This is a genomic window from Jiangella aurantiaca (assembly GCF_004349105.1).
Taxonomy (GTDB): Bacteria; Actinomycetota; Actinomycetes; order Jiangellales; family Jiangellaceae; genus Jiangella; species Jiangella aurantiaca.
The window spans coordinates 18,256-34,285 of the sequence record NZ_SMLB01000063.1 but is presented as its reverse complement, the minus strand read 5'-3'; the positions used below and the strand labels follow the sequence as shown (position 1 = coordinate 34,285).

General features: G+C 73.3%; 18 protein-coding genes. 9 read left to right on the top strand and 9 right to left on the bottom strand.

What is annotated here, in order from left to right; translation table 11 throughout:
• The 3 genes from E1262_RS27450 to folP form a co-directional block, all read right to left on the bottom strand.
• Positions 1–1,547, bottom strand: a 1,547-nt coding sequence (locus E1262_RS27450) for an ATP-binding protein (protein WP_162606113.1), incomplete at its 3' end; no start/stop codon positions are given.
• A 113-nt stretch (positions 1,548–1,660) separates the two neighbouring features.
• The gene (locus E1262_RS30625) at positions 1,661–1,831 is read right to left on the bottom strand and encodes a hypothetical protein (protein WP_162606112.1); all 171 of its coding nucleotides are present in this window, start codon (positions 1,829–1,831) and stop codon (positions 1,661–1,663) included.
• A 186-nt stretch (positions 1,832–2,017) separates the two neighbouring features.
• Positions 2,018–2,830, bottom strand: coding sequence for a dihydropteroate synthase (gene folP / locus E1262_RS27445; protein ID WP_132107537.1), 813 nt, complete (start codon positions 2,828–2,830; stop codon positions 2,018–2,020).
• 167 nt (positions 2,831–2,997) lie between these two features.
• On the opposite strand from folP, the gene E1262_RS27440 reads away from it, so the two are divergent.
• Entirely contained in the window at positions 2,998–3,372 is a 375-nt protein-coding gene (locus E1262_RS27440) for a DivIVA domain-containing protein (protein WP_132107533.1), read from the top strand.
• A 99-nt stretch (positions 3,373–3,471) separates the two neighbouring features.
• On the top strand, positions 3,472–3,918 hold the full coding sequence (locus E1262_RS27435; RefSeq protein WP_238993076.1) for an SRPBCC family protein: 447 nt from the start codon (positions 3,472–3,474) through the stop codon (positions 3,916–3,918).
• Positions 3,919–4,048: 130 nt separating this feature from the next.
• Here the strand turns inward: E1262_RS27435 and E1262_RS27430 are convergent, their stop codons facing one another.
• Genes E1262_RS27430 through E1262_RS27420 form a run of 3 tightly spaced genes read right to left on the bottom strand, consistent with a single transcriptional unit; the run spans position 4,049 to position 6,214 of the window.
• Positions 4,049–4,636 carry a DNA-3-methyladenine glycosylase I gene (locus E1262_RS27430; protein ID WP_132107531.1) on the bottom strand — a complete coding sequence of 196 codons (588 nt, stop codon included), beginning with the start codon at positions 4,634–4,636 and terminating at the stop codon, positions 4,049–4,051.
• Positions 4,626–5,411, bottom strand: coding sequence for an enoyl-CoA hydratase-related protein (locus E1262_RS27425; protein ID WP_238993075.1), 786 nt, complete (start codon positions 5,409–5,411; stop codon positions 4,626–4,628). The genes E1262_RS27430 and E1262_RS27425 overlap by 11 nt, the downstream gene beginning before the upstream one ends.
• Positions 5,408–6,214 (bottom strand): PaaX family transcriptional regulator, encoded by an 807-nt coding sequence (locus tag E1262_RS27420; RefSeq protein ID WP_132107530.1) that lies wholly within the window; start codon positions 6,212–6,214, stop codon positions 5,408–5,410. The genes E1262_RS27425 and E1262_RS27420 overlap by 4 nt, the downstream gene beginning before the upstream one ends.
• A 194-nt stretch (positions 6,215–6,408) precedes the next feature.
• On the opposite strand from E1262_RS27420, the gene E1262_RS27415 reads away from it, so the two are divergent.
• The 3 genes from E1262_RS27415 to E1262_RS27405 all read left to right on the top strand — a co-directional run bounded on the left by E1262_RS27415 (position 6,409) and on the right by E1262_RS27405 (position 8,614).
• Positions 6,409–6,576: a DUF3117 domain-containing protein gene (locus E1262_RS27415; RefSeq protein WP_069114398.1), complete on the top strand. Its 168-nt coding sequence runs from the start codon at positions 6,409–6,411 to the stop codon at positions 6,574–6,576.
• A 107-nt stretch (positions 6,577–6,683) separates the two neighbouring features.
• A complete protein-coding gene (locus E1262_RS27410) occupies positions 6,684–8,255 on the top strand; it encodes a leucyl aminopeptidase (RefSeq protein WP_203454549.1) in 1,572 nt (523 codons plus the stop codon).
• Positions 8,256–8,272: 17 nt separating this feature from the next.
• The gene (locus E1262_RS27405) at positions 8,273–8,614 is read left to right on the top strand and encodes a hypothetical protein (protein ID WP_132107529.1); all 342 of its coding nucleotides are present in this window, start codon (positions 8,273–8,275) and stop codon (positions 8,612–8,614) included.
• Positions 8,615–8,824: 210 nt separating this feature from the next.
• On the opposite strand, the gene E1262_RS27400 is transcribed toward E1262_RS27405, so the two are convergent.
• Positions 8,825–9,682 carry an alpha/beta fold hydrolase gene (locus E1262_RS27400; protein WP_132107528.1) on the bottom strand — a complete coding sequence of 286 codons (858 nt, stop codon included), beginning with the start codon at positions 9,680–9,682 and terminating at the stop codon, positions 8,825–8,827.
• Between the two features lie 66 nt (positions 9,683–9,748).
• Here E1262_RS27400 and E1262_RS27395 point away from each other — a divergent pair, with 66 nt between their 5' ends.
• The gene (locus E1262_RS27395; protein WP_203454548.1) at positions 9,749–10,426 is read left to right on the top strand and encodes a winged helix-turn-helix transcriptional regulator; all 678 of its coding nucleotides are present in this window, start codon (positions 9,749–9,751) and stop codon (positions 10,424–10,426) included.
• Here the strand turns inward: E1262_RS27395 and E1262_RS27390 are convergent.
• Positions 10,398–12,677: an FdhF/YdeP family oxidoreductase gene (locus E1262_RS27390; RefSeq protein ID WP_132107526.1), complete on the bottom strand. Its 2,280-nt coding sequence runs from the start codon at positions 12,675–12,677 to the stop codon at positions 10,398–10,400. The genes E1262_RS27395 and E1262_RS27390 overlap by 29 nt on opposite strands.
• A 245-nt stretch (positions 12,678–12,922) precedes the next feature.
• Between E1262_RS27390 and fdhD the strand changes: the two genes are divergently transcribed.
• The 3 genes from fdhD (at position 12,923) to E1262_RS27375 (ending at position 15,448) form a co-directional block, all read left to right on the top strand.
• The gene (fdhD, locus tag E1262_RS27385) at positions 12,923–13,729 is read left to right on the top strand and encodes a formate dehydrogenase accessory sulfurtransferase FdhD (RefSeq protein ID WP_203454547.1); all 807 of its coding nucleotides are present in this window, start codon (positions 12,923–12,925) and stop codon (positions 13,727–13,729) included.
• A 99-nt stretch (positions 13,730–13,828) separates the two neighbouring features.
• Positions 13,829–14,563 (top strand): class I SAM-dependent DNA methyltransferase, encoded by a 735-nt coding sequence (locus E1262_RS27380; protein WP_132107524.1) that lies wholly within the window; start codon positions 13,829–13,831, stop codon positions 14,561–14,563.
• Positions 14,564–14,698: 135 nt separating this feature from the next.
• Complete coding sequence (locus tag E1262_RS27375; RefSeq protein WP_132107523.1) at positions 14,699–15,448, top strand: aminoglycoside phosphotransferase family protein; 750 nt, start codon at positions 14,699–14,701, stop codon at positions 15,446–15,448.
• A gap of 50 nt (positions 15,449–15,498) precedes the next feature.
• Here E1262_RS27375 and E1262_RS27370 read toward each other — a convergent pair whose 3' ends face one another.
• Positions 15,499–16,008, bottom strand: a complete 510-nt coding sequence (locus tag E1262_RS27370; RefSeq protein WP_132107522.1) for a GNAT family N-acetyltransferase — start codon at positions 16,006–16,008, stop codon at positions 15,499–15,501.
• Positions 16,009–16,030: the final 22 nt, after the last annotated feature.

Sequence of the window (16,030 nt, the reverse complement as noted above, 5' to 3'; positions counted from 1 at the left end):
GGGTCGGGCGGGATCAATTCCAGCGCGCGGCGCATCTCGTCGGTGGCGCCCGGCAGCCCGAGCTCGCTGAGCAGCAGCGCGCGGAAGCCGATCAGCCGGGCCAGCCGGCTGGGCTCGACGGCATCGCCGGCCGCCCTCGCCTCCGTCAGGGCGGCCTCGACCAGGGCGCGGGCGCGGTCCACCTCGCCGGCGTTGTTCGCGGCCGAGGCGGTGCGGGCCAGCAGCTCGACGTGGTCGAACCCGGCCTTCTCAGCGGCCCCGGGGACCTGGTCCCACAGCTCCAGCGCGCGCTCGAAGTTGCGCTGCGCCTCGTCGTAGGCGGCCAGCGAGCGCGCCTCGGCAGCCGCCCGCAGCGAGGCCGCGAACGACTTCTCGTGCTCGTGCGCACAGAACCAGTGGTGGGCGGCCTCGGCGGTGACCGCCCGGCGCGGCCCGGCGCCGGACTCCAGCCGCCGTTCCAGCGTTGCCGCGTAGAGGGCGTGCAGCCGGGCGTGCTCACCGGGCAGCAGGTCGTCGTGGACGGCCTCGCGGACCAGCGCGTGCCGGAACGCGTATCCGTCGCCGTCGACCCGCAGCACGTTGGCCGACACCGCCTCGCGCAGCGTTCGGTCCAGGGCGTCGGGGTCGACGGCCGCGACGGCGGCCAGCAGGTCGTGCCCCACGCGGTCGTTGCCGACGGCGAGCAGCCGCACCAGCCGCTGCGAGTCCTCGGACAGCTGCTCGACCCGGACCAGCAGCAGATCGCGCAGCGATTCGGGCAGCGTCGTGCCGTCGTCGAGGTCGGCCAGCTGCTCGACGAAGAACGGCACGCCCTCGCTGCGGGCGTGGATGCGGCGGACGGCGTCGGCGGGCGGCCGCGCCCCGGCCAGTGCGGTGAGCTGCTCGGCGACCTCGTGCTCGGTCAGCCGCGGCACGTCGATGCGGTGCACCGTCCGGACCCGCTCCAGCTCGGCCAGCAGCAGCCGGAGCGGGTGGTCGCGGGACAGCTCGTCGCTGCGGTAGGTGCCGACGACGAGCACGCGGGCGCTGCCCAGCGCCCGGACCGCGAAGCCGAGCAGCTGCCGCGTGGCGCGGTCGGCCCAATGCAGGTCCTCGAGCACCAGCACCAGCGGACGGTCGGCGGCGACCTGCTCGAGCAGGCCGGTGACCGCCTCGAAGACGCGGCCCTGGCTGGTGCCGGCCGGCTCGTCGCCCCGGCGAGGGAGGTCGGGCAGCAGGCTGGTCAGCGCGGCCCGCCCGGGACCGGCGGCGGCCAGCAACGCATCGGTGCCGAGCTGGGCGGCCAGCTCGCGCAGCGCGCCGGTGATCGGGGCGTACGCGAGCCCGTCGCCGCCGAGGTTCACGGACTGGCCGACGATCACCCGGGTGCCATCGCGCTCCGCCTCGGCGGCGAACTCCGTCACCAGCCGGGTCTTGCCGACACCCGCCTCGCCGCCCAGCACCACCGTGACCGGGACGCCGCTCGTGGCGGAGGCCAGCGCCGACCGCAGGCCGCCGAGCTGCTCGTCACGGCCGACCATCGCGGGACTCGTCACTGCCAACGCCACGGTGACCATCCTGCTACGCCCGGCCTACTCCGGGCACATAGGTTTCGCGCCCCGGAAGGGACGAGGCCCCGGTGTCCGGGTGGACACCGGGGCCTGGGGTGGCTGCTCGTGGGTCAGGCCGCGTGGCGGCTGGGCAGGTGGCGGACCAACCATCCCGACCGGCGGCCGCTCTGTCGCCTGGCGGCACGGCGGGCGGTACGGGCGAGGCGATCGGCGTCGGCCTCGGCCCGCAGCCGGCCCGCGCGCTCCTCGTGGACGAGCTGGGCGACGTACGTGCTGTTCATGACCGGACCTCTCTCGGTGCTTCGTCTGACTGACACTGACGAGTCTGGTCCGTAAGGGGTGGTCTCCACATGGGGTGACTGCCGCATCTTCCCAGGTGAACGGGGCCTTACTCGGCGGCTGAGGGTGGCCTGAGGGGGCCTGAGGCAGGGATCGGGCGGGGTGAGGTGCCCTCAGAGGCGGCTCGCTCAGGTGAGGCCGCGGAAGGGGGCCGCCGGCGGCCGGTCGCCGCGGATCGACGCGACCATGTCGAGCACCTGCCGGGTGGCGGCGACGTCGTGGGCGCGGAACACCCGGGCGCCGTGCCAGGCGGAGACCGCGGTGGCCGCCAGTGTGCCTGGCAGCCGCTCGTCGACGGGGAGGTCCAGCGTCTCGCCGACGAAGTCCTTGCGCGACAGGCTGACCAGCACCGGCCAGCCGGTCGCCACCAGCTCGTCCAGCCGGCGGGTCAACTCCAGCGAGTGGAAGGTGTTCTTGCCGAAGTCGTGCGTCGGGTCGATCAGGATGCTCTCGCGCGGCACGCCCAGCTCCGCCGCCCGCTCGGCCAGCGTGACGGTGTGCGCGACGACGTCCGCGACCACGTCGTCGTAGCCGACCCGGTGTGGCAGCGTCCGCGGCCGCATGCCGCCGGTGTGGCTGCAGACCAGCCCGGCGCCGTACCGCGCGGCGACGGCGGCGACGCCCGGGTCGGCACCGGCCCAGGTGTCGTTGACGAGGTCGGCGCCCGCCGCGCACAGCGCGTCCGCCGTCCGGGCCCGATAGGTGTCGACGCTGACGACGACCTGCGGGTAGGTCTCGCGGATCGCGCTGACCAGGTCGCTGACGCGGGCGATCTCCTCGTCCTCGCTGACGTGCTCGCCGGCGCCGGCCTTCACCCCGCCGACGTCGATGATGTCCGCGCCCTCGGCCACCACCTGCTCCACGCGGAGCCAGGCGTGGTCGAACGTGAACGTCGCACCCTGGTCGTAGAAGGAGTCGGGGGTGCGGTTCACGATCGCCATGACGGCGAACCGTCCGGGCGGGAACGTCGACCGGCCCAGGCGTAGGACACCCACAGGACTCCTTCGGGTTCGTGTCGGCGGCGGATCCTCGTACGCCGGTAAGCCTCGCACGCCATGTTGCCTGGTGTGGCGCGGAGGTGGAACGCCGGACGTGGCACCCTTGAGGCGTGTTCGTCGTCTTCGTGATCGTGGCCGCGGCCGTGCTGTTCGGCGCGGTCCTGCTGGTGCTCGGCCGCGGCGACGTGCTGCAGCCCGAGGTGTCCGGGGGTGCGGCCCAGCTGCTGCCCGACGGCGCCGTGCACTCTGGTGACGTCGCCGAGCTGCGTTTCTCGGTCGTGCACCGCGGCTACCGCATGGATCAGGTCGACACCGTCCTCGACCGGCTGCAGCGCGAATTGGCCTGGCGCGACCACCGGCTGGCCGAGCTGGAGTCGCGGATCCCAGGGCTCGGCAACGCGCCGCTGGTCCGGCCCGCCGCCGAGGCCGACCCGCTCCCGCGCCGCCGTCCGGCCCACCCCGGCGACGCGGCCGGTGGGGCCTGACGCCGGTGACTGGGTAAGTGGCAGGCGCTGAGGTCGTCGCCCGGGCGCTGGGAGTGCGGGATGAGCAGTGGGGTGCGTGGTGAGCCGCGGGGCACGGGCGTGAGCGCTGACGTCGTGGTGGCGCGGCGGGTCGCCGCCCCGGCCGACGTCGTATGGCACGTGCTCACCGACTGGCCGGCGCAGGGCGCGTGGATGCCGCTGACCCGGGTCCGGGTGCTCGGCCCGGGCGACGGCCGGGAGGTGGGCGCGCGGATGGAGGCCTGGACCGGTGTGGGGCGGGCCGGGTTCCTGGACACGATGATCGTGACCGCCTGGGAGCCGCCGCACCGGTGCGAGGTGCTGCACACCGGCCGGCTGGTGCGCGGGCCGGGCGTGTTCGCGGTGCGTTCGCTGGACGGGGCATCGTGCGAGGTCGTGTGGGAGGAGCGGTTGGAGCTGCCGTTCGGCGCGGTCGGCCGCGTGGGTTGGCCAGTCGTGCTGCCGGCGGTGCGGTTCGGGCTCAGGGTCGCCCTGCGCCGGTTCGCCGCGTATGTCGAGGGGCGCTGAGACGGTCGCCGGGCGAATGCGGCGCGGGCCACCACGAGAGCTTCTCCCGCTTCACCAGGCATGCGATCCGGGTGAAGCGGGAGTACACCTACTCAACGTGATCATTTCCGCCGTGCGAGCGGGCGGAGGGTCAGCGGGCGAAGCAGCCGGCCAGGTGGTCGTTGACCAGGCCGCACGCCTGCATGGTGGCGTACGCCGTGGTGGGGCCGACGAAGACGAAGCCGTGCTTCTTCAGGGCCTTCGCCAGCGCCGTCGACTCGGGCGTGACCGGGGGAACGTCGGCCAGCGAGACAGGCGCCGGCCGGCTGCCGGGGTCGGGGGCGAACGACCAGATCAGCCGGTCGAGTGCGCCGTCGCCGCCGGCGTCCTGCAGGGCCACCAGCGCTCGCGCGTTGGCGATTGCCGCCGCGACCTTGGCGCGGTTGCGCACGATGCCGGTGTCGGCCATCAGCCGCGCCTCGTCGGCCGCGTCGTACGCCGCCACGACGGCGGGGTCGAAGCCGGCGAACGCCTTCCGGAAGCCGTCACGTTTGCGCAGGATGGTCAGCCACGACAAGCCGGACTGGAACGCCTCCAGGGTGAGCCGCTCGTACAGCGCGACGTCGCCGTGGACGGGGCGGCCCCACTCGTCGTCGTGGTAGGCGACGTAGTCGGGAGTGCTGAGGCCCCACGGGCAGCGGGCCTTGCCGCCGGGGCCCTCGACGAGGTCAGCGGCCACGGAACACCGCCTGCTGCTTGGCCAGGAACGCTTCGACGGCGGCGCGGTGGTCGTCGGACGCGCCGGTCCACTGCATCATGTCGGCCTCGTGGTCCAGTGACTCGTCGAGGCCGTGTGTTGCGGAGAACTCCAGCGCCCGGCGCAGCGCCGCGTAGGCCAGTGTCGGGCCGGCGGCGAACCCGCGGGCCAGCTCCATGGCCCGCGGCAGCACCGACTCGACCGGAACGACCTCCGTCGCCAGCCCCAGCGCGAGCGCCTCGTCGGCCTTGACGGTGCGGGGGAGGAACAGCAGCTCGCGCGCCTTCGCCCAGCCGACCAGCCGGGGCAGTGTCCACGACGACCCGGTGTCGGACGACAGCCCGATGGCGGCGAACGCGAGGTTGAACCCCGCGGAGTCGGCGACGATGCGAAGGTCGCAGGCGAACGCGTACGACGCGCCGGCGCCGGCAGCGACGCCGTTGACCGCCGCCACCACCGGCTTGGGCATGGTGAGCAGCGTCCGGACCGTCGGGTTGTAGTGCTCGCGCACCGTGGTGGCCAGGCCGGAGTCGCCGGATGCGAGCGCCTGGGCGTGCTCCTTGAGGTCCTGCCCGACGCAGAACGCCCGGCCGGAGCCGGTGAGCACGACCGCCCGGACGGCGTCGTCGGACTCCGCCGCCACGACGGTGTCGCGCAGAGCCACCTTGGTGGCGGTGTCGAGGCTGTTCATGGCCTCGGGCCGGTCGAGCGTGATGACGCCGACGCCGTCGGCGACCTCGTAGCGCACCGGGCTCACTGGTCACCTTCCTTGGCGGTTCCGGCGGACAAGCAGGCGTCGACGAACCGGCCGGCGGCGGGCTGCAGCCGCGCGGCGTGCTCGTCGAAGAAGGCGGCGGCGTCGTCGCCGGGCCAGAGCGCGGGCAGCAGCTCGCGCGGCAGGCCGGGATCGGTGAACAGGAACTTGCGCCACTCGTGCACGAGCCGGCTGCGGACGGCGAACGCCTGCTCGTCGGTGGGCCGGTCGGGCAGCGTGTCGAGCAGGCCGCGGGCGTCGGCCAGCCAGCGCAGGTAGGACCGGCCGACGGCGTCGAGGTCCCACGCGCGGCGCACCAGCTCGGCGTCGTCGCCCTGGTGCCGGGCGCTGAACCTCTCGGCCCGCAAATCCTCGGCGTCGAGCAGCGACACCAGCTCGGGCGACGGGCGGGCGGCGATCCAGGTGCCGTCGCCGACCGGCGCGTAGCCGAGGTAGGCCAGCCCGTTGCGCAGCCGCTCGCGGGCGGCCCGTTGTGCCGACCGCTCAGGCACGACGACGTGCCAGCGGCCGTCCCACTCGCCGCGGCCGTCGGTGCGGTAGATGCGCGCGGCGGCGTCCTCGAGGCGGCGGTCGGCCCGCTCGGTGAGCTCGTAGCCGGGCGAGCCGTCGATGCGGACCGGACGCAGCCAGCCCTGCTTGACCATGCGTGACACGGCCGTGCGCACCGCCGGCGCGGCGATGCCGAGCGGGGCGAGCAGCCGCACCAGCGCGGCGACCCGTGCCTTCCCGCCGCGCGAGCGCACGTGATCGCCATAGAGGTCGAACAGGGCAGATCTGGCGTTCACAGTCCTCCATCCTGCCAGCCCGCACCGACAGTCACGTCCGCCGATCCGGGATCACCAGGTGAGGACATACCGACCGCGGTCTCCCCGCGACGACCAACATGCGGGATAATGACCTCCATCGTGACGCACACGGCTGGTGCTCCCTGAACATCAGGGGGTTTGGGTGTGCGCCTGAAGAAGGAAGGGGTGCGCGGATGGCGGCGATGAAGCCGCGGACTGGCGATGGGCCGCTCGAGGTCACCAAGGAGGGTCGCGGCATTGTCATGCGGGTCCCGATCGAGGGTGGCGGTCGTCTGGTCGTCGAGCTCACTGCTGACGAGGCCGGCGCTCTGGGTGATGCGTTGAAGGATGTCGTCGGCTGACGTGTCGTTGCCGTGAGCATTGAATAGGTGCCCTCGTCCGGCGCCTGCGGCGCTGGGCGGGGGCATTACTCTGCCCAGAGGACCGGGAGTCAGGACGAGGAGTACGCGTGTCAGCTGAGAGCACTGTTCGCCCCACCGAGGTCGTAGTCGACCCGCGGCCGCTGCTCGACGCCGAGGCCGGCGTGCTGGCGCTGGCCGTGTGGCCCGACGACGTGCCCGACCCGGCCGGCGACGGCGCCGGCTCGCCGTGGATCGGTCCCGGCGGCGCGGAGGTCGCCGAGGCGCTGGGGCTGGACCTGTTCGCCGCGCTCGAACGCGACGGCGGCACCGGCAAGGCCGGCGAGGTCGTGTCCGTCCCGGTGTTCGCCGAGGGTCGCGGTGCCGCCAGCGTCGACGGCGAGGTCGACGTCACCCGGGTGCTGCTGATGGGTCTCGGCGACGGGTCGGCGGCGGCGTACCGGAAGGCCGGCGCCGCGCTGGCCCGGGCGGCCCGCGGCACCGACCGGCTGGCCTCCGCCGTCACCGCGACCGCCGACGACGCTGCCACGCGCGCGTTCGTCGAGGGCGCCGTGCTGGCCACGTACGCGCTCGGCGGCTTCCGTGGCACGCCGCTGCCGGAGGCGAAGCGGCCGCTGGGCACGCTGGTGCTGGCCGGCGACGGCGCCCGCGCGGACGTCGTCGCCGCGGCCGTCGCGGTCGCCGGCGCCAGTTGGACCGCCCGCGACCTCGCGCAGACCCCGTCGAACGTCAAGGACCCGGAGTGGCTGGCCGAGCAGGCCCGCCGGCTCGGCGCCGAACATGGGCTCGACGTCCGGGTGCGCGACGAGAAGGCGCTGGCCGACGAGGGCTTCGGCGGCATCCTGGCGGTCGGCCAGGGATCCGAGCGGCCGCCGCGGCTCATCGCGCTGCGGTACGAGCCGCCGAAGGCGGGCCGGGACACGCCGCACGTCGTGCTCGTCGGCAAGGGCATCACGTACGACACCGGCGGGCTGTCGCTGAAGCCGCGCGAGGCCATGGTCCCGATGAAGACGGACATGACCGGCGGCGCCGTCGTCATGGGCGTCCTCTCGGCCGTGCGCGAGCTGGGCGTCGGCGTCCGCGTCACCGGGCTGGTCGCGGCTGCCGAGAACATGCCCGGCGCGAACGCGCAGCGCCCTAGCGACGTCATCCGCCAGTACGACGGCACGACGGTCGAGGTGCTCAACACCGACGCCGAGGGCCGCCTGGTGCTGGCCGACGGCATCGGCTACGCCGTCGCGGAGCTGGAGCCGACGGTCATCGTCGACGTCGCCACGCTCACCGGCGCCGCCACGACGGCGCTCGGCCGCGGCCACGGCGCGCTGTTCTCGACGTCGGACGAGCTGGCCGCCACGCTGCGCGAGGCCGGCGAGGCCGCGGGGGAGCGGCTGTGGCGGATGCCGCTGGTCGAGGACTACCGGTTCGGCCTGGACTCCTCGATCGCCGACGTCTCGCACATCGACACCGCCCACCTCGGCGGCGGGTCGATCATGGCGGCGCTGTTCCTCCAGCGCTTCGTCGGCGACGTGCCGTGGGCGCACCTGGACATCGCCGGGCCGGCCCGCGCCGACTCCGACAAGAACGAGCTGGTCAAGGGCGGTACGGGGTTCGGCGTGCGGGCCCTGCTGTACTGGCTCGAGGCCGGCGCGCCGGTCGCCTGACACCTCCGGGAGGACACATGTACGGACTGAGCGTGCGCTGGTCGCTGGCCGAGGCGCCCGACGGCGTCGACGCGGCGCTGCGCGAGTACGTCCACGACACCTCGCTGGCCCGGTTCACCGGCATGGACGGCCTGCGCTTCAAGACCTGGCGCATGCGGCCGGGCGAGTGGTTCGAGGGCACTTACGTGTTCGAGACCGCGGCGGCACGCGACGCGTTCGCCGCCTCGTTCGCACAGACGGCCGCGGACTCGCCCGGCTCGAAGCTCATCGGGTCGGCGCCGATCCTGCAGGAGCCGTTCGACGTGGTCGCGGTCGCCGAGGGCGGCGCCGGCTTCGCCGCCGGCCCGGGTCCCGCGTAGACGGACGGGGCTGTTTCAGGGGCCGTCACCAGGATTACCCGAGCCTCAACACGGTTGTAGGCGTGTTGAGGCTCGGGTAATCCTGGTGGTGTCCGCGATCGTTGATGATCATCGCTGTCCATAGTCCGGCGAACAGGGCGAAACGGGCTCAGGAGACGGCGAGGCGTGCCCAGATCCTCCCCGCGAACGCAGCAGAACCCCGGTGCACGCTCACGCGGTGTGGGCGACGAGCTCGGCGACGACGGTGTCCCAGACGGCCCGCGGCGGGTACTGGTGGCCCATGCCGGGCAGCGGGACCAGCCGCGCGCCGGGGATCTCGCGCGCCAGCGCCTCGGCGTGCGGGAACGGGAGGAGCGGATCGGCGGTGCCGTGCAGCACCAGCGTCGGCGCGGTGATCTCGGCCAGCTTGCCGCGGTCCAGCTCGCCGCCCTCCAGGATCCAGTGGTTGGTCTGACTGGCGGCGACGTCCGTCGTGCGGTCGTACATCCGCGTCACCACCGCGCGCACCCGCGCCAGATCGGGCGGGATGGCGCCGTCGAACGGCCGCTCGCCCTCGATCAGCGCCTCGATGGCGGCCTCGCGGTCGGACCAGTCCGGCTGCGGCGCCTCCGACGCGAACAGCGCCGCCACCTGCGGCTCCATCGGCGGCAGGTCGGGACGGTCCGGCCCACCGGGTCCCGCTGGGCTGGTCGACTGCAGGGTCAGCGTCTGAACCCGCGAGGGGTGCAGGACGGCGATCTCCTGCGCGATGCCTCCGCCCATCGAGATGCCGTAGAGGTGTGCGGCCGGCAGGCCGTACCCGTCGAGCACGGCCAGCGCGTCGGTCACCAGCTCAGCGCCGGTGTAGCCGGGTGAACCCGCCGGATACGCGGTGGACCGCCCGGTGTCGCGCAGGTCGTACCGGATGACGTGCCGCCCGGCCGCCGCGATCCGCTCGCAGAACTCGTCCTCCCAGTAGTCCATCGAGGCGGCCGCGCCGCCGATCAGCAGGATCGCCGGGTCGTCCGGTGACCCGAACCCCTCGGCGCACAGCTGGGCGTCGCCGGCTGGGACCATCCGCTCGGTCATCGTCCGCTCCTCGCTATGGAAAATGTAGCTAGTGCTATTCTTCTCATAGCTCGAACGGAGGTGCAAGTGACCCGGACCTACGGCGAGGGCTGTCCGATCGCCCTCTCGCTCGACATCGTCGGCGAGCGCTGGGCGCTGCTCGTCGTCCGTGAGCTGCGGCTCGGCCCGCGCCGCTATCGCGACCTGCAGGAGGCGCTGCCGGGCATCACGCCGGCCGTGCTGTCGAAGCGGCTCAGGGAGCTGGAGGAGTACGGCGTGTTGCGCCGCCGTGAGCTGCCGCCGCCGGCCGCCGCCCGGGTGTACGAGCTGACCGGGTGGGGCGCCGGCCTGGAGTTGGTCTTCCAGGCACTGGCCCGCTGGGGCGTGCGGTCGCCCGTGCTGCCGCTGACCGGCGAGGTCAGCGCCGACTCCGTCATGCTCGGCCTGCGCACCTTCTTCGCCGGCGACGGCGGGCCGCGCGAGCCGTGGACCGCGAGCTACGAGATCGCGCTTGGCCGCGACGTCTACCGGCTGCGGGTCGAGGACGGCCGGCTGACGGAGCTGGCCCGCGGCCCGGCGGCCACCGCGCCCGAGGTCCTCGTCCGCACGACGAAGGCGGCCTGGCAGGCCGTGCTCGACGGCGCCGAGCCGCTCGACGACGCGGTCGCCGCCGGCCGGCTGACGGTGACCGGCGATTTGAAGGCGCTGCAGCGGCTGGTCGAAGCGCCGCAGCGGGTCAGGACGCGGCCGGCTCCAGCCGGATGACCACGGACTTCGCCGCCGGCGTGTTGCTGACCTCGGCGGTGTGGTCCAGCGGCACGAGCACGTTGGTCTCTGGGAAGTACGCCGCCGCGCAGCCCGGCGCCGTCGGGTAGGACACCACCCGGAACGACGACGCGCGGCGGTCGCCGTCGCTCCATTCGCTGACGAGATCGACCATGGCGCCGTCGGCGATGCCCAGCTCGGCGAGGTCGGCCGGGTTCACGAACACCACCCGGCGGCCGTCGCGGATGCCGCGGTAGCGGTCGTCGAGGCCGTAGATGGTGGTGTTGAACTGGTCGTGCGAGCGGACCGTCTGCAGGATCAGCCGGCCTGGCGGGACCCGCAGCACCTCCAGCTCGTTGACGCTGAACTGCGCCTTGCCGCTGGCCGTCGGGAAGGAGCGGGAGTCGCGCGGCGGATGCGGCAGCACGAAGCCGCCGGGCACGGCGACGCGCGCCTCGTAGTCGTCGAAGCCGGGGACCACCCGGGCGATGCGCTCGCGCACCGTCGTGTAGTCCGCCGCGAAGGACGACCACGGGATGCCGGCGCCGTCGTCGCCGAACACCCGTCGGGCCAGTCCGCAGATGATCGCGACCTCGCTGCGCAGCTGGTCGGACCCGGGGCGCAGCGTGCCGCGCGACGCGTGCACAACGCTCATGGAGTCCTCGACGGTGACGAACTGCTCGCCGCCGGCCTGGACGTCGCGCTCCGTCCGGCCCAGGCACGGCAGGATGATCGAGCGTTGCCCGGCCAAGGCGTGCGACCGGTTCAGCTTGGTCGACACGTGCACCGTCAGCGGCACGGCCCGCAACGCGGCCGCCGTCACCTCGCTGTCCGGGGTGGCCGCGGCGAAGTTGCCGCCCATCGCCATGAACACGCCGACCCGGCCGTCGCGCATGGCCCGGATGGTGTCGACGGTGTCGTGGCCGGGCCGCCGCGGCGCGGTGATGCCGAACTCCGTCTCGAGCGCGTCGAGGAACGCGGCCGGCGGCTTCTCCCAGATGCCCATCGTGCGGTCGCCCTGCACGTTGCTGTGCCCGCGGACGGGGCACGCGCCGGCACCGGGCCGGCCGATGTTGCCGCGCAGCAGCAGGAAGTTGACGATCTCGCGGATGGTCGGCACGGCCTTCTTGTGCTGCGTCAGGCCCATCGCCCAGCAGACGATGACGCTGCCCGCGTTGCGAACCTCGGCGACGAACGCCTCGATCGCCTCGCGGCGCAGGCCGGTCGCCGTGCCGACGTCGTCCCAGTCGAGCGTCTGCCAGGCCGCGATGGCGTCGTCGTACCCCGTCGTGAATTGGTCGATGAACGCGTGGTCGACCACGTCGGCGTCGACCAGCAGGCGGTTGACCGCCTGGAAGAACGCGAGGTCGCCGCCGAGCCGGATCTGCAGGTAGAGGTCGGACAGCAGAGTGCCCTTGCCGACGACGCCGCGGACGGTCTGCGGGTTCTTGAAGGTGTGCAGGCCGGCCTCGGGCAGCGGGTTGACGGCGACGATGCGCGCGCCGCGCCGCTTCGCGTGCTCGAGTGCGGTGAGCATGCGCGGGTGGTTGGTGCCCGGGTTCTGCCCGACGACGACGATGAGGTCGGCGTGGTCGGTGATGTCGGTGAGCGAGACGCTGCCCTTGCCGATGCCGATCGTCTCGGACAGCGCCGCGCCGGACGACTCGTGGCACATGTTCGAGCAGTCGGGCAGGTTGTTCGTGCCGAGCGTGCGGGCGAACAGCTGGTACAGGAACGCGGCCTCGTTGCTGGTGCGCCCGGACGTGTAGAAGACGGCGTCGTCGGGACTCGCCAGCCCGTGCAACGCGTCGGCGATGACGTCGAACGCGGCGTCCCAGCCGATCGGCCGGTAGTGGGTGTCGCCGGCATCGCGCAGCATCGGCTCGGTGAGCCGCCCCTGCTGGCCCAGCCAGTGGTCGGAGCGCCCGCCCAGGTCGGCGATCGGGTGCTCGGCGAAGAACGCGGCGTCGACCCGGCGGACGGTGCTCTCCTCGGCCACCGCCTTGGCGCCGTTCTCGCAGAACTCCGCCAGGTGCGGCTTGCCCGGCTCGGGCCAGGCGCAGCCGGGGCAGTCGAAGCCGCGCTGCTGGTTCAGCACGCGCAGCGTCTTCACCCCGCGGCGGACCCCGGCCTGCTCGAGCACGTCCTTCAGCCCGTGCACGACGCCGGGCACCCCGGCGGCGCTGGTGGCCGGCGCGCCCACCCGGAGACCGGCCTCGTCGTGTTCGTCCTTCGGTGCCCGCGTGGTCATGAACCGACGGTAGCGCTCGGTGCCCGCCGTTGCGCAGCCCGGAGCGCCCTCGCTCCTCTCGCATCGGCCCCTCTCGCTCGTCGCTGAGTCGCGGTGGTGTCAGGCAATCTGCCGTCTCCGGCTCCGGTTGTGAGCGGTGCTGATCGGATGGCGACAACTGGGTAAGAGAAGCCCTACGACGATCGCGCCGGCGCGGTTCGAACCGGAGCGAGACGGTGGCGGAGCCCGGACCATACGGTGGTGCCATGGGGCAGATGACGACGCGGCGACCGGTGCTCCGACTGCGGCCGGGCCGGTCGGCCCAGCGCCCCGACACACTGGCGGTCGAGGAGCCACTGCTGGTCCGCGTCGGCGACCAGGTCCTCACCTCCACCATGCGCACGCCCGGGCACGACTTCGACCTCATCGCCGGCTGGCTGGTCGCCGAAGGTGCCATCGGCGACCGCACCGACGTCGCCGGCATGAAGGAGTGCATCGACGAGCAGAACACCATCGAGGTGACCCTCGCCCACGGCATCGAGCCGCCGCGCACTCGCGCTTTCGAGACCACGAGCGCCTGCGGCGTCTGCGGCGCCGACCGCGTGGTCGACGTGCGCGCCTCCTTGCGCTGGCGGCTCGCCGACGACCCCACCCGCGTCGACGTCGGCGTCCTGTCCATGCTGCCCGACCGTATGCGCGATGAGCAGCGGGTGTTCGACCGCACCGGCGGCCTGCACGCGGCCGGCCTGTTCGCCGCGACCGGCGCCGTGGTGACGGTCCGCGAGGACGTCGGCCGGCACAACGCCGTCGACAAGGTCATCGGGTCGGCGCTGATGGCCGGGCTGCTGCCGTTGAAGGGGCACGTGCTGCAGGTCAGCGGCCGGGCGTCGTTCGAGCTGGTCCAGAAGGCCGCCGCCGCCGGGCTGCCGGTGCTGGCCGCCGTCTCCGCTCCCTCCAGCCTCGCCGTCGACCTCGCCGACGAGTGCGGGCTCACGCTGGTCGGCTTCGTCCGCGGCGGAGGCATGAACGTCTACACCCACGCCGAGCGCGTGCGTGTCGCACCGCGCCCGTGACGTCGCGCGGCCGTCACCAGGCCTGAGGCGGCTCGCGGCCCGACGCGCACGGGCCGAAACCGCTGGCCGCCCGGCACTTGGGGTGGTCATGCTGGCGGTATGGCGGAGACGCACTTCGACGACTGGGTGGCGCAGCGGTACGAGCGGGTCTGGCCCGAGCTGTTCGAGTCCGCCGCCGTCGACCCCGTGGTCGACCTGCTGGCCGAGCTCGCCTGTGGCGGTCCGGCGCTGGAGCTCGGCATCGGCACCGGGCGCATCGCGCTGCCGCTGAGCCGGCGCGGCGTCGAGGTGCACGGCGTCGAGCTGTCACCGGCCATGGTGGCCCGGCTGCGCGCGCAACCCGGCGCGGACGCCGTCGGCGTCACCGTCGGCGACTTCGCCCGCACCATCGTGGGCGGCACGTTCACACTGATCTACCTGCTACGCAACACCATCACCAACCTGACCACACAGGATGAGCAGGTGGAGTGCTTCCGCACCGCGGCGGCGCAGCTGGCGCCAGGCGGCCGGTTCGTCGTCGAGAACTACGTGCCGGAGCTGCGCCGCCTGCCGCCGGGCGAGACCCTCCATGTGTTCGCCCGCACTTCGGACCACCTCGGCTTCGAGGAATACGGCGACCTCGCCGCCCAGGTGGCGGTCTCACACCACTACTGGGCCGTCGACGGCGAGCTCAGGACCTTCTCGTCGCCGCACCGCTATGTCTGGCCGTCGGAGCTGGACCTCATGGGCCGGCTCGCCGGCCTGACGCTGCGGGGCCGGTGGAGCGACTGGCACCGCGCTCCGTTCACCGGCGACAGCCGTGCCCACGTCTCCGCCTGGGCTAAGGACTCATGACAAAGTGGTGGGCTTGACCTGGTCAGCGGTGAGTGTTGTGCACGAGGCCGCCGGGTAGCGGGACGTGGTCAGCCGCGCAATCGCATGCGATAAACCTGGCGACGTCGACGATCATCCCCGGGATACTGGTCGCCCATGGATGAGGTCAAGGTCGTCGTCGCCCACTCCGAGCGCGCGACCCTGCGCGTCGGCGACGTATTCCTCAAGGTGGACGCCGATCAGACGCGCATCGATGTCGAGGTCGAGGCGATGGCCCTGGCGCCGGTCCCGACCCCGGAAGTCCTGTGGCGCAAGCCGCCCGTGCTCGCGATCGCCGCGGTCCCGGGGACCGCGCTCGGCCGCCTCGGCGAGCCGTCGACCGCGTCGCCGGCGGCGTGGGCCAGGGCGGGTGCCGCCATCCGGAAGCTGCACGACGGGCCGCTGTCGCCCCGGCCGGGCCGGGCCGGCCGGGGCCGCGACGAGCTGGCGGCGGATCTCGACGGCGAGTGCGAGTGGCTCGTGACGAACGGCGTCCTGCCCGCCGACCTGGTCACCCGCAACCGCCAGGTCGCCGAGGCCGCGCTCCGGCCGTGGACTCCGGTGTTCACGCACGGCGACCTGCAGATCACTCACGTGTTCGTCGACGACGACGACGAGATCACTGGCATCATCGACTGGTCCGAGGCTGGCCAGGGTGATGCCCTGTTCGACCTCGCCATCTTGACGCTCGGACACGAGGAACACCTCGGCGACGTCATCGCCGGCTACGGCACCGACGTCGACCTCGACGTGATCCGCGCGTGGTGGTCGTTGCGAAGCCTGCTGGTGATTCGCTGGCTGGTCGAGCACGGCTTCGACCCGTTCGCGCCGGGCTGTGAGGTCGACGTGCTGAGATCCCGGTTGTGAGGCTGAGGCAGCGGCGAGTCCCCACAACGGAAAATGGGCCAGGCCGGCGGTCAGCTGGCCGGGACCCAGTAGCGCAGCTTGCCGTGCCGCTCGTCCTCGAAGACGCCGCCGGCGGCCTCGATCACCTTGCGGGATGCGATGTTGTCGACGTCGCAGGTGACGAGGACGGGGTCGATGCCGAGCTTGGCCGACCACGGCATCGCCAGCTGCAGCATCGCCGTCGCGTGGCCGCGGCGCCGCGCCGACGGGCGGACGTCGTAGCCGATGTGGCCGCCGTAGTCGCGCAGCCACGGGGTCAGGTGGTGCCGGATCGACAGCCGGCCGATGAAGATCGGGCCGTCGACGTACCAGAGGTGGGTCGACGGGACCATGCCGCGGGCGCGCGGGGCGTCGTCGCGCTCGTCGTCGATCTGCCGGCGCACGTACGCGGCGAATCCCTCCGGCCGGACCATGTCCGCGAGCTGCAGGTCATCGGCCCAGCGCGGCTCGTAGCCGGGCTCGCCGACGGCCTCGAGCCACGACTCGTGGACCTCGACCGTGGGGCGAACCAGTTCCGGCACGAGACCTATCGTGCCCGGTTAC